The organism is Frigoribacterium sp. 2-23 (assembly GCF_049601585.1).
Lineage (GTDB): Bacteria > Actinomycetota > Actinomycetes > Actinomycetales > Microbacteriaceae > Frigoribacterium.
Genome location: NZ_CP187126.1, coordinates 1,262,577 through 1,275,257 on the forward strand (window position 1 = coordinate 1,262,577; position 12,681 = coordinate 1,275,257).

Sequence of the window (12,681 nt, forward strand, 5' to 3'; positions counted from 1 at the left end):
GGTCGGCCCCGCGACCGCGACGAGCGTCCCAGCGGCGACCGTCGTGACGACCGCGGCGGCTACCGCGGCACCGACGACCGGTCGGGCGAGCGTGGCGGCTACCGCGGCGACCGTCGCGACGACCGTGGCGGCCCGCAGCGGGGTGGCGACGAGCGCGGCGGCTACCGCGGCGACCGTCGTGACGATCGTGGCGGCCCTCAGCGGGGTGGCCCCCAGCGCGGCGGCGACCGTCCGTACAAGCCTCGCCGCGACGATGACGGGCGCGGACCTCGAGGTGGCGGTCGCGCGTGACCGACGCCACCCGCGCCTCCTCGGCCGACTCGTCTGATACCTCGGTGTCGCCCGGCTCGACCGTCGAGAGTCTGATCGACGGCGGTCGGCGGCTCGACGGTCAGGTGCGCATCGTCGGCTCCGGGCTGCTCGGCGCGAGCATCGGGCTGCGGCTGCGTCAGCACGGGGTCGACGTGATCCTCGACGACGCATCGCCCGCGGCCCGCAGCCTGGCCGTCGACTACGGCGCCGGCCGCCTGCCGGCCGACGGTGACGCCCCGACCCTCGTGGTCGTGGCCGTGCCTCCCGATGTCACGGCCGAGATCGTCTCGCGCGAGCTCGCCGCCTACCCGGAGGCGCTGGTCACCGACGTCGCGTCCGTCAAGGTCGCTCCGCTGGCCGAGCTCCGTCGCCGGGGTGCCGATCTGACGCGCTACATCGGTTCGCACCCGATGGCCGGCCGTGAGCGCGGGGGAGCCGTCTCGGCCCGGGCCGACCTCTTCGTGGGACGGCCCTGGGTCATCGCCGGCCATGACGACATCACGTACCGCCGTGCCGCGGCCGTCGAGGATCTCGCGCTCGACCTGGGTGCGACGCCCATCGAGATGACACCCGAGGAGCACGACGCCGGTGTCGCCCTCGTGTCGCATGCTCCGCAGGTCGTGGCCAGCCTCATGGCGACGCGTCTGCGCGAGGCGCCCGACGCCTCCCTGCAGCTCGCCGGTCAGGGCGTCCGCGACGTCACGCGCATCGCGGCCAGCGACCCCGCTCTCTGGGTGCAGATCCTCGGCGCGAACGCGGGTCGGGTCGCCGACATCCTGCGGGAGGTGCGGGGCGACCTCGACGAGCTGATCACGGCTCTCGAGCAGCCGGAGGCTCCCGGCTCCCGTCGCGCGGTGGCCGAGGCCATCGGCGCGGGCAACGTGGGCGTCGCCCGCCTGCCCGGCAAGCACGGCACCTCGACCGTCTACAGCTCGGTGATCGTCATGGTCGACGACACACCGGGTCAGCTGGGCCGTCTCTTCACCGAGATGGGCGAGATCGGCGTCAATCTGGAAGACCTGCGCCTCGAGCACTCGCCGGGCGCCCCCATCGGCCTCGCGGAGGTGTCCGTCGTGCCCGAACAAGAGGAGCGACTCGTGAAAGAGCTTGAACGCCGTGGTTGGACGATCGCAGGAGCGTTCGCATGAGCGACATCGAGCGCACGCCCGGCGAGCACGGAGTGGGCGGCCCGGCCGGCGAGGCGCACACCGCCGAGCTGCGGTCCGAGACCGCGGAGTCGGTGCACCGCCACGTCGTCGTGGCCGTGGACGGCCCGGCCGGTAGCGGCAAGTCGAGTGTGAGCCGCGCCGCGGCCGCCGCCCTCGGCTTCGACTACCAGGACACGGGCGCCGCGTATCGTGCGTTCGCGCTGCACTGCCTCGACACCGGTGTCGATCTCGACGACGCCGACTCGATCGTCGCCGCGCTCCCGACGTTCCACTACGAGATCGGCATCGACGCCGTGGCGTCGCCGCTGGTGCGCGTGGCCGGGGCCGACGTGACCGACGAGATCAGGACGCCCCGCGTGACGTCCGCTGTCGCGCACGTCGCGAAGCTTCCGGAGGTGCGGCGCTACATGGTCGACCTCTTCCGTCGCATCATCGCCTCGAGCGACAAGGAGGGCGTCGTGACCGAGGGTCGCGACATCACCACGGTCGTCGCGCCCGACGCCCAGGTCCGTCTGCTGCTGACGGCGACCGAAGAGGCTAGAATGGCCAGGCGTTCCGCCGAGGTCACGGGTCAGAGCGCCGAGGAGACTGCTCGGCAGCTGTCCACGCGCGACCGGCTCGACAGCAAGGTCGTCGACTTCATGACCGCCGCTCCGGGTGTGTCGACGGTCGATTCAACCCATCTCGACTTCGACCAGACGGTGCAAACCGTGGTCGAGCTCGTGCAGGCGAGCGCCCACTGATCTGTGCGGGCACCACGAGCCCGCACCGCACCGAACATTCAGGAGCCTTCATGGCAGACGACAAGTACCCCGAGCTCGACGAGCAGATGGTCGACCGCATCCAGACGATGCCCGACGACGACGCCGAGCAGCGCGCCCGCGCCCTGCGCGCCGGCCTCGAGGACTACGACCTCGGTGACGAAGACCTCGACGTCCTCGAGGGCGGCGAATGGGACCCGAACGCGCTCACCTATGCGCCGGCCCTGCCCGTCCTCGCCATCGTCGGCCGACCGAACGTCGGCAAGAGCGCGCTCGTCAACCGCATCCTCGGTCGTCGCGAGGCCGTCGTCGAGGACAAGCCCGGTGTGACGCGCGACCGCGTGTCGTACAAGGCCGAGTGGGGCGGGCGCCGCTTCACCCTCGTCGACACCGGTGGGTGGGAGCCCGACGCCGTCGGCATCGACCGCTCCGTCGCCATGCAGGCCGAGATCGCCGTCGACCTGGCCGACGCCGTGTTGTTCGTCGTCGACGTGAACGTCGGCGCGACCGCGACCGACGAGCACGTCGTCCGCATGCTCCGCGCGTCGCACAAGCCCGTCATCCTCGTCGCCAACAAGAGCGACGACGCCCGGAAAGACCTGGAGGCGGCGGCCCTGTGGTCGCTCGGCCTCGGCGAGCCCTTCCCGGCCTCGGCCCTGCACGGGCGCAACGTCGCCGACCTGCTCGACATGGTCATGACGAAGCTCCCCGCGGTGTCCAACGTCGCGAAGCAGGAGATCGGCGGCCCTCGCCGCGTCGCCATCCTCGGTCGCCCGAACGTCGGCAAGAGCTCGTTGCTCAACAAGGCCGCCGGTGAAGAGCGCGTCGTCGTGAACGAGCTGGCCGGCACGACGCGTGATCCCGTCGACGAGCAGGTCGAGATCGCCGGCCGCGTGTGGACCTTCGTCGACACCGCCGGTATCCGCAAGCGCGTCCACCTGCAGCAGGGCGCCGATTTCTACGCCTCGCTCCGCACCTCCGCGGCGTTGGAGAAGGCCGAGGTGGCCGTCGTCGTCATCGACGTCACCGAGCAGATCTCCACCCAAGACCTCCGCATCATCGACCTCGTGCTGGAGTCGGGTCGCGCGCTCGTCCTCGCCTTCAACAAGTGGGACCTCCTCGACGACGATCGTCGTCGCTACCTCGAGCGCGAGATCGAGCAGGACCTCGATCACGTCGCCTGGGCTCCGCGTGTCAACATCTCGGCGCGCACCGGTCGTCACCTCGAGAAGCTCGTGCCCGCCCTCGAGCTGGCGCTCGACTCGTGGGACACCCGCATCCCGACCGGCAAGTTCAACGCCCTGCTCGCCGAGCTGGTCGCGGAGCACCCGCACCCGCTTCGCAGCGGCAAGCAGCCGCGCATCCTGTTCGGCACCCAGGCTGCCAACCGGCCGCCGACCTTCGTGCTCTTCACGACCGGGTTCCTCGACCCGCAGTACCGACGCTTCATCACGCGTCGTCTGCGCGAGATCTTCGGTTTCGAGGGCACGCCGATCACGGTGAACATGCGCGTGCGCGAGAAGCGCAAGCGCCCGTAGGCGAGTCGCTCACAGCGGCTATCCGCCCCACCCTCTCGACACCCGGCATGACCTCGGTCATGCCGGGTGTCGTCGTTTGCTAGGGTGACCGTAATGCTCTGAAATGAGTGGATGACATATCACGGGGATGGGGTAGCGATGACAGATCTATACGTCGACGCGGTGGCGTTGACCCATGTGGCAGACGGCTTGGCCGAGGCGAGCGGCAAACTGACCTTCGGGTCGGAGATGAGTGCCGGGGCCGACGATGCCCTCGGTGCCGATGTGGTCGTCGCGGCCTTCCGCGACGCGATCGGGCAGCAACAGAGGCGTGCCGATCTCGCGATCGCCGATCTGGCGGCCCTGCGCTCGTTTCCGACGACCGCGATGAGGGAGTTCGCCCAGACGGAGGCGCGACTGGCGGGGGTCGCCCATGGCTACGTCCCGTGACGATCCGGGCCGCGGCGATCCGACCGGCATCCGCCGGCTCGTGGCCCTGCGTGAGGACACTCTTCTCGACATCGCATCGGCCAAGTCGATGATGACCCGGGTCGGCGAGTACGTCACGCCCGAGGTGTGGCAGGGAGGCGCGAAACAAGCCTTCATGACGACCCTGTCGAGCGTGCACTCCGACCTCTCGACCTTGGTCTTCGGTATCGAGCTGCACGACGACGCGCTTCGGCTCTACGCCTCGAAGCTGGAGGCGATCCAGGACACGCACGCCGAGCTCACCATCAAGCAGGCGCGTGCCGAAGCGGAACGAGCCGCGGCGACGGCGGATCTCTTCTCGCTCACCCTGCAGTATCCGTCGGGGCCGGGCCTCTCGGGTGCGGGCGAGGGTGGCATCGCCGACGCTTTGCGCCGTCAGGGGCTGCGAACGATCGAGACGGTCGAGCACGAGATCGCCGTGCTCGAAGAGCGTCGAGACCAGCTCGTCGTCGAACGGGACACGATCGACGCCGAGTGCATCGCCGCGCTGACCGGCGTCGGGGCACTCGGGCCGTTGGCGTCGATCACGTTGAGGCCGATCGGTGCCGAGCCCCTCTCCGGTGACGATCTCCTGCGGCTGATGAGCTCTCTGACCCTGAGCGATATCGCGTTGCTGTTCGCGGACTCGTCCGAGCCACTGCAGGCCCTGCACGGCCTCGACCCCGCCACGGTCCGTCTGTGGTGGGACAACCTGGCTCCCGGCCCGCTCGATGCCTACGGGCTCGGGCCGGTCCAGGCGGCGCTCGTCGCCGCGGCGCCGAAACTCTTCGGCGCGCTCGACGGTGTGCCCGTGCTCGCTCGTGTCCGAGCGAACCAGATCGCCGCCGAGCGTCGCGTCACCGAGCTGACGCGACGCATCGCGACGCTCGATCCCGTCTCCCAGCGGAGGCTGATCGACGACGCGTGCCGGGAGCGCGAGTACCTCGCGCGCGCGGTGAGCGGGGAGATCCAGCTCTACGTCTACGACAAGACCACGTCTCGCATCGTCGAGATGGTCGGCACGCTCGATGGCGACACGACGCACGTCGTCACGTACGTGCCGGGGACGCTCGCGTCGATGGACGACTTCTACCGCAACGGCACGCAGCAGGTGTCGTCGTGGCTGCACGACAACTCCGACGGGCACACCGTCGCGTTCGTCTACAAAGACGGGAAGTTCGCGGGCGAGGGGCGCGAGTGGTACCCCGACATCGCCTTCCTCGATGAGGCCAACAGTCCCTCGTTCACGCGAGCGACCGGGGCCACGCTGGCGCGGTTCCAGGCCGGCATCGGAGTCGACCCGTTGATAGCGGGCACGTCGTCGACGGCGATCGGGCACAGCTGGGGTCTGGCGAACGTGACGGCGTCGGAGACGGCGGGGGCACGGTACGACCGGGTGATCTCGTTGGCCGGGGCGGGTATGGCTCCCGAGTGGCAACCGAACCCGGGGACGAGGTACGCCGACTTCTCCTACTACGACATCCTCATGCTCGCGCAGGAGACCGGCCAGGTGTGGAACGGCAACAACCCCCGCGCCCACGATGCGTTCGAGCACGGGGAGTACTTCGAGGGGCCCCGCCCGGCGACCTATATCTCACCGACACCGACGCACGAGGGACAGGGGTTCCCCCGTGTGTTCGTCATGACGGAGAACCACGGGCTCGTCGCGCAGGACGTGCCAGAGAACGAACCCCTGTTACAGGAGATGAACGAATGGATACTCCGTTGATCAAGAGGGTTAAGTGGCTTGCCGCTCTCGTCGTCGTGGTCATGGGTGCCTTGACCGGTTGCTCGGGACTGACTCCCGTCATGACGCTTGACGGTCAGGCTGTGCTGGACTGGCGGGAGGCTAAGGCGGAGACGCAGGCCAAAGAACGCGAGATCGTCGCGACTTTGGATAAGCAAGCAGTGGCGGAGGTGGAGCAGCGCGATACGGGTGTCTTGATGTCGTGTAGAGGAGAACGGATGTATTCGTGGGCCGGTGGGACCCGCGTCACCATGGCCGACTCGTCTCAAGCCCAACCGGCGATCGAGAAGCTCGCCGCACGCTGGGGCAGCGAGCCATCGCATTCCATCAAGACCAGAACCGACCTCGCCGGACATCTCGCGATAACCGTCTTGCCCGCCGAGGGCGGTAGTTATCTGGCAGGGCTCATTCGAGATGGAGAGCTCATTCAGTTCTATTGCTTCTCGCGCTGCTTCGAGTTGCCCGAGGGGACCTGGCCGGGCGGGTCGTTCTGAGCCGGTGTCGGGTGCCCTTATAGGGAAAGATGGACGCGGACATCCGACGGCCGAGCGAAGGGAGCGGGGTGTGACGCAGCACGACGGTGACACTGCCGACACGGTGGCGTCGCGACTCTCCGGGCGTGCGGACGAGCTCTGGCGGCGCCTCCGGCTCGATCGGCTCGCCGGCGGTCGCCAGGGCGACTACGTCGTGCGCAGCGATATGCGCCGTCATCCCGAGACGGTCCGTGCGTTCCAGGCGATCCGGCGCCTGCTCGTCGCCGAGACGATCGTCGGTGTCGCCGCCGTCGTCATCGCGATCGTGCTGAGCATCCGAGGTGAGACACCGCCGTGGGCCGTGTGGTTCCGTTCCACGGTCGTGCTGCTCATCACCCTGTCGCTCTACGTCTTCGCGTGGCGGGCACAGCTCGGCTACTACTGGGCGTTCTCGCGGCTGCGACTGTTCAGCCGAATCTTCCCGGTCGTGACGCTCGTCATCGCGTCGATCCCCGGGCTCTATCCGCTCTGGATGGTGGTCGAGCAGGTCGTCTTCTCCGCGCTGATGATCGGCATCGCAGTGCTGCTGTCGACGGCGCACCTGCGTGAGGTGTTCCCGAAGCCGGGCCCGCGCCTCCGGACGTGACGGCGCGAGCGAGCAGACGGCGCACCGCCGGCCGAGCAGGCTCGGCGACGACCGTCGATTAGCGAGGCGTGGCGGAGGCGACTACCGTTGATGCGGCACTGAACCGCACCCCGGAGGACTCATGGCATCGCGCGATCCGTTCGCCCCCGCCGTGATCGTCGAACCCGCCGAGGGCGTCGACGTGCGTCCCCGCCGCCGCGGCTGGGCCCTGGTGTGGTCGCGCCGCACCGTGCACTTCGGTGCCGTGTCGCCGACGCGCTGAGCCGCTCTCGACGTGAGGGGCGCTGCCCACCGGCACCGCGCCTCCTCGTGTCGTCGCGTCGTGCGCACACGTGTGCGCCCGCGCTGCGCGGCCTCCGGCGATCGATGGACCTGCACGCCCGCGACGCGTGCGACCGGTCATCGCCGTCATCGCTCTCTCGCTCCCGCCGAGGCCTGACTTCGTGCTCGCACGGACCTGCGCCCGGACCCGAAAGGAATCCCCGTGAAGAAGACCCTGCGCCTCGGCGCCCTCGCATTCGTCAGCACCGCCGCCCTCGCCCTCACCGCCTGCACGCCCGGCGGCCCGCCCGTCGCCGAGCTCGACAACGGAGACAAGGGGGAGATGACCATCGCCGTGTTCGCCGGCTGGCCCGAGGGCATCGCCGTCTCGCAGCTGTGGCGCGCCGTGCTCGAGGACGAGGGCTACGACGTGACGCTGACCGACGTGGACGTGGCTCCGGGATATCTCGGTGTCGCATCCGGCGACTACGCTGGTGATGGACGCGTGGCTGCCGAACACGCACGCCGCGTATCTCGACCGCTTCGGCGAGGACCTCACCGATCTCGGTGCCTGGTACACCGACGCCCGCAACACGATCGTCGTCAACGAGGACGCCCCGATCACGTCGCTCACCGAGCTCGCCGCGAACGCCAACCTTTTCGACGACACCATCGTCGGTCTCGAGCCCGGTGCCGGTCTGACGCAGATCACGGAGGATCAGGCGATCCCGACGTACGGGCTCGAGGGCATGGACTTCGTCACGTCGTCGACGGCCGCCTTGCTGACCGAGCTGAAGGCCGCTACGGACGCCGGCGAGAACGTCGTCGCGACCCTGGCCCGACCGCACTGGGCGTACGACGCGTATCCGATCCGCGACCTCGAGGACCCAGAAGGCGCGATGGGCCCCGCCGAGGAGATCCACACGATGGCCAGCCCAAGCTTCGACGAGGACTTCGCGACGGCGGGCTCGTGGCTGCGCGACTTCGAGCTGAGCGAGGACGACCTGTTGTCGCTCTGCAACGCGATGTTCAACGCCGACGGCGGGGCGGATAGCAACGACTACGAGCCGATCGTCCGCGCCTGGATGGACGAGCATGCGGACGTCGTCGAGGGGCTGACCTCCGCGTAGGCGGCGGGGAGGCACGGGCGGGGCGCGTCCCGGCACCTCGTTCTGATCAACGCGCCTCGATCTAGTGAGGTGCGTTGATCAGAACGAGGTGCGCGGCAACGCGCGTGCCCGGTGGCAAGCGCCCGGTGCGGCTACCGCCAGCGCCTCAGCGCGACCCGCTGCACGACGTTGAGGATCGTGTCGGTGAGCGTCCCGAGCAGGGCGAGCAGGATGATCGCGAGGAACATCCGGTCGACGCGCCCGTTGCCCTGCGACTCGGACAACAAGAAGCCGACGCCCATCGACGACGCGATCAGCTCGGCCGCCACGAGGAAGAGCCAGGCCTGGGCGAGCGCGAGCCGCAGCCCCGAGACGAGCGACGGCAGCACCGCCGGCAGCTGCACCTGCGCGAACAGGGCAACGCGGCCCAGGCCGTACGCGCGGCCGGCCTCGACGAGGTTCGCGTCGACGTGCCGCAGCGACCCCGCGACGGTCGTGAAGACGGGGAAGGCGGCGCCGATCGCGATGAGGGTGATCTTCGAGTCCTCGCCGATGCCGAGATACAGGATGAGCAGTGGCACCCAGGCGAGCGACGGAACGGCCCGCACGGCGGCGATCGATGGTGCCAGCAGCGCCTCGCCGAGACGCGACAACCCCACGACGGCACCGAGCACGAGCCCGACGGCCGAGCCGACGGCGAAGCCGATCAGCACGCGCTGCACCGAGATCGCGACGTACTGCCCGAGCCGGCCGCTCTCGGCGAGCTGGCCGGCGGCGTTCAGCACGTCGACCGGCGACGGGAGCCGGTAGGCCGGCGTGCCGCCGACGGTCGTCGCGATGATCCATGCGGCGAGCACCGCCAGGGGGATGAGCGCGCCGAGCAGCGCATAGCCGCGCGGGCGGGTGCGAGCCGGGGTGGACGAGGAGGCGCGGGGCGCGGTCGACCCGACCCGTGCCTCCTTCGCGGCGTCGCGCTGCACCGCCTGGCGTGCCTCGGCCTCGCGGGTGTCGCTGGTCACCAGGGAGTCGGTCACGACGGGTCGGCTGCCTTGGCGTAGGTGGCGTCGAAGAGCTGGTCGAGCGCGTCGTCGACCTGGCCCTGCGAGGCGACGTCGCCGGACTCGACCAGGATCGGCGCGACCTTCTTCAGGACGGCGGTCTGGTCGGCCCCGGGGACGGGGTCGATGTCGAAGTGGGTGCGCTCGAGCACGCTCGTCGCGACGGCGGGGTCGATGCCGGCGACTCCCGCGAGGATGGAGGCCGTCTCGTCCGGGTTCTTCTCGGCCCAGGCGCGAGCCTTCTCGTAGGCGTTCACGACGACCTGGGCGACGTCGGGTGACTTCGTCAGGAAGGACTCCGTCGCGTTCAAGAACCCGTACGTGTTGAAGTCGACGTTGCGGTACAGCAGCTTCGTGCCCGACTCGGCCTCGCTCGCGGCCATGATCGGGTCGAGTCCGGACCAGGCGTCGACGCTGCCGTTCTCGAGGGCGGTGCGGCCGTCGGCGTGCTGCAGGTTCTGGATGGTGACGTCCTTGACCGACACGTCGTTCGCGTCGAGCGCCTGGAGGAGGAAGAAGTACGGATCGGTACCCGAGGTCGCGGCGATCGTCTTGCCCTTGAGGTCGGCCACCGACGAGATGGGTGAGTCGCCCTTGACGACGAGTGCCGACCACTCGGGCTGCGAGTAGATGTCGATCGTCTTGATCGGCGACCCGTTCGAGCGGGCGAGCAGGGCGGCCGAGCCGGCGGTGGAGCCGACGTCGACGGCTCCGGCGCGGAGCAGCTCGTTGGCCTTGTTCGAGCCGGCCGACTGGGTCCAGTTCACGGTGACGTCGTCGCCGAGGGCGTCCTCGATGAAGTGCTGGTCCTTGACGATCAGGCTGAGCGGGTTGTAGGTCGCGAAGTCGATGTCGAGCGTGTCGGTCGACCAGCTGCCCGAGCTCGCGCCGCCGGCAGCGTCGGCCGGGGCGCCGGTGGCGTCCTCGCCGGCGACGCAGCCGGTCAGCATCAGGACGCTCGCCGCCGCGAGGGCGAGACCGCCGGCCCAGGAGGCGCGGGTGCGGGGGGAAGGCAGGGTGCGGTGGGTCATGCGGTCGTCTCCGTGCTGTCGGGGGCGGTGAGGGTAGGGGAGTCGGTGGCGCCGACGTGGCTGCGGTGCACGCCGAGCTCGTCGAGGAGTTGGAGGCGCAGGTCGGCCAGTGCGGCATCGTCGCGGTCGCGGGGGCGGACGCCGGGCACGGTGACGATGCGCTGGACGCTGCGCGCGCCTCCTTCGCTCGATTTCGAGAGGTCGGCGAGCAGAACGATGCGGTCGGCGAGGTAGAGGGCTTCGTCGACGTCGTGGGTGACGAGGACGACGGTGGTCGGTTCGCTGGCGTGGATGTCGAGCAGCAGGTCGTGCATGCGGAGGCGCGTGAGGGCGTCGAGGGCTCCGAACGGTTCGTCGAGCAGCAGCACCTTGGGGGAGCGGGCGAGGGCGCGGGCGAGGGAGGTGCGTTGGGCCATGCCTCCGGAGACCTCGCGGGGGCGGAGGTCGGCGGAGGCGGTGAGGCCCACGAGCTCGAGCAGCTCGGCGACGCGAGCCCGGCCGGCTGTCTTGTCGCGGGTGTCTCGGCTGCGTCGGGTGTCTCTGCTGCGGGGGAGGCCGAGCGAGATGTTCGAGCGGAGGGTGCGCCAGGGGAGGAGGCGCGGCTCCTGGAACGCGACGGCGCAGCGTTGGTCGGCGCTGCGGGCGTCGGTGCCGTCGATGAGGACGTGGCCGGTGTCGGGGGCGTCGAGTCCGGCGATCTGGCGGAGCAATGTCGATTTGCCGCAGCCGCTCGGGCCGAGGATCGCGATCACCTCGCCCGCCTCGATGTCGAGCTCGACGTCGTGCAGCACCTGGCGGCCGCTCGCCCCGCCGAAGCCGCGGCCCACCCGGCTCAGCCGGACGGGCAGGGCGCGGGAGGCGGTGGTCGACACGGAAGGCATGTCACGACGCTATGGGGATGCTGGGAAGGGTGCCAGGTGGGCGTAATGCGGGGTCACATGGTGTCTCGCCGCCTGTGCTGCTCGCGTGCCGTTGTCGCGGCTGGACCGACGTCTCCCGGCTGTCGCCCTCGACAGCCGAAGGTGGCACAAGCACCCCGCGACGTCCGCTATGATTGTCAGGTTGCCTCGGTCGGGGCAACACCAGGGCTTCTCACGAAGCTCTCGGGCTGTGGCGCAGCTTGGTAGCGCACTTGACTGGGGGTCAAGGGGTCGCAGGTTCAAATCCTGTCAGCCCGACCAAACGAAGAGACGGGCGCCCCCGGGCGGCCGTCTTTTCGTTTGCCCGGACTGATTCGGACGCGGAAGCTGTACGTGGGCCCACGCCGCAAAGGGGCCCCGGGCGACGCGTCAGCGGCGTTTGGGGTTGCGGTGGGGAGTCAAATCCTGTCAGCCCGACCAAACGAAAAATGGACGGTTGCCTTTGGCAGCCGTCCATTTTTCGTTGCCCGGACTGATTCGGACGCCAAGCTGCTCGTGGGCCTACGCCGCTAAGGGGCCCCGGGAGTCGCGAAGCGACTTTTGGGGTTGCGGTGGGGAGTCAAATCCTGTCAGCCCGACCAAACAAAAAGACGGTCGCCCCGGGCGGGCGTCTTTTCCTTTGCCTGGACTGATTCGGACGCGGAGGCTGCTCGTTGGGCCCACGCCGCCAAGGGTCCCGGGCGACGCGTCAGCGGCGTTCGGGGTTGCGGTAAAGAGTCAAATTCTGTGAGCCCAACTTAAAAAGCCCGGTGAAAAGCTGTGCGTGGACAAAGACCGACGCCCGGCGCGATGCACTAGCGACCCGGATGCGTGGACCGGGACTACGCGCGTCGGGAGACCAGAAGTTTGGGCTCGGAGGTAGACAACCCCGACTGACTCGGTTGCGGAAGCGCTAGCTGCAGCGTGGACTTACGGGATAGTCCGCGCTGTTGACTGCGCCACAGCTTCTTGCCATGACTTGCATACAACGCTCCTACGTGAGGCTCTCGAAGACCATCGTGGCTTGAATACGGTCTGCGCCACCAAGACCCTTGCTGCCGCTGCTGGCCGTGGTGATGGTGTGGAGTCGATACCCCTTTGCGGCCTGGTCATTGATCGCCTTTTCAAGCGAGGTCAGGTTGCCAGATCCTGTGCCAAGAAACTTTTCTTTAAGCACAACCTGAATCACTACGTACTGCATTCTGTTCTCCTTCATGTTGCGGTTGTCGT

13 protein-coding genes and 1 tRNA gene are annotated in these 12,681 nt (G+C 69.2%); 10 read left to right on the forward strand and 4 right to left on the reverse strand.

The window, feature by feature from the left end:
- Positions 1–362 precede the first annotated feature (362 nt).
- The 9 genes from ACPEEZ_RS06020 (at position 363) to ACPEEZ_RS06060 (ending at position 8,484) form a co-directional block, all read left to right on the forward strand.
- The gene (locus tag ACPEEZ_RS06020) at positions 363–1,460 is read left to right on the forward strand and encodes a prephenate dehydrogenase (RefSeq protein WP_423924192.1); all 1,098 of its coding nucleotides are present in this window, start codon (positions 363–365) and stop codon (positions 1,458–1,460) included.
- The gene (gene cmk, locus ACPEEZ_RS06025) at positions 1,457–2,224 is read left to right on the forward strand and encodes a (d)CMP kinase (protein WP_423923779.1); all 768 of its coding nucleotides are present in this window, start codon (positions 1,457–1,459) and stop codon (positions 2,222–2,224) included. Before ACPEEZ_RS06020 ends, cmk begins: the two co-directional genes overlap by 4 nt.
- Positions 2,225–2,331: 107 nt before the next feature.
- Entirely contained in the window at positions 2,332–3,780 is a 1,449-nt protein-coding gene (der, locus tag ACPEEZ_RS06030) for a ribosome biogenesis GTPase Der (RefSeq protein WP_423924193.1), read from the forward strand.
- 138 nt (positions 3,781–3,918) lie between these two features.
- Positions 3,919–4,209: a hypothetical protein gene (locus ACPEEZ_RS06035; RefSeq protein ID WP_423923781.1), complete on the forward strand. Its 291-nt coding sequence runs from the start codon at positions 3,919–3,921 to the stop codon at positions 4,207–4,209.
- Positions 4,193–5,956, forward strand: coding sequence for a hypothetical protein (locus ACPEEZ_RS06040; RefSeq protein WP_423923783.1), 1,764 nt, complete (start codon positions 4,193–4,195; stop codon positions 5,954–5,956). Before ACPEEZ_RS06035 ends, ACPEEZ_RS06040 begins: the two co-directional genes overlap by 17 nt.
- Positions 5,957–6,036: 80 nt before the next feature.
- Entirely contained in the window at positions 6,037–6,468 is a 432-nt protein-coding gene (locus ACPEEZ_RS06045) for a hypothetical protein (RefSeq protein ID WP_423923785.1), read from the forward strand.
- Positions 6,469–6,538: 70 nt separating this feature from the next.
- Positions 6,539–7,093: a hypothetical protein gene (locus ACPEEZ_RS06050; RefSeq protein ID WP_423923787.1), complete on the forward strand. Its 555-nt coding sequence runs from the start codon at positions 6,539–6,541 to the stop codon at positions 7,091–7,093.
- A gap of 121 nt (positions 7,094–7,214) precedes the next feature.
- The gene (locus ACPEEZ_RS06055) at positions 7,215–7,355 is read left to right on the forward strand and encodes a hypothetical protein (RefSeq protein ID WP_423923789.1); all 141 of its coding nucleotides are present in this window, start codon (positions 7,215–7,217) and stop codon (positions 7,353–7,355) included.
- Between the two features lie 496 nt (positions 7,356–7,851).
- Positions 7,852–8,484 carry a glycine betaine ABC transporter substrate-binding protein gene (locus tag ACPEEZ_RS06060; protein WP_423923791.1) on the forward strand — a complete coding sequence of 211 codons (633 nt, stop codon included), beginning with the start codon at positions 7,852–7,854 and terminating at the stop codon, positions 8,482–8,484.
- Positions 8,485–8,615: 131 nt separating this feature from the next.
- Here ACPEEZ_RS06060 and ACPEEZ_RS06065 read toward each other — a convergent pair whose 3' ends face one another.
- The 3 genes from ACPEEZ_RS06065 to ACPEEZ_RS06075 are packed head-to-tail and all read right to left on the reverse strand — an operon-like array spanning position 8,616 to position 11,433.
- Positions 8,616–9,443 (reverse strand): ABC transporter permease, encoded by an 828-nt coding sequence (locus ACPEEZ_RS06065; protein ID WP_423924194.1) that lies wholly within the window; start codon positions 9,441–9,443, stop codon positions 8,616–8,618.
- Positions 9,444–9,493: 50 nt separating this feature from the next.
- A complete protein-coding gene (locus tag ACPEEZ_RS06070) occupies positions 9,494–10,552 on the reverse strand; it encodes an aliphatic sulfonate ABC transporter substrate-binding protein (protein ID WP_423923793.1) in 1,059 nt (352 codons plus the stop codon).
- Positions 10,549–11,433 (reverse strand): ABC transporter ATP-binding protein, encoded by an 885-nt coding sequence (locus ACPEEZ_RS06075; protein WP_423923795.1) that lies wholly within the window; start codon positions 11,431–11,433, stop codon positions 10,549–10,551. The genes ACPEEZ_RS06070 and ACPEEZ_RS06075 overlap by 4 nt, the downstream gene beginning before the upstream one ends.
- A 223-nt stretch (positions 11,434–11,656) precedes the next feature.
- Here ACPEEZ_RS06075 and ACPEEZ_RS06080 point away from each other — a divergent pair.
- A tRNA-Pro gene (locus ACPEEZ_RS06080) sits at positions 11,657–11,733 on the forward strand.
- A gap of 712 nt (positions 11,734–12,445) precedes the next feature.
- Here ACPEEZ_RS06080 and ACPEEZ_RS06085 read toward each other — a convergent pair.
- Positions 12,446–12,652, reverse strand: a complete 207-nt coding sequence (locus ACPEEZ_RS06085; RefSeq protein WP_423923797.1) for a DUF4177 domain-containing protein — start codon at positions 12,650–12,652, stop codon at positions 12,446–12,448.
- Positions 12,653–12,681 lie beyond the last annotated feature (29 nt).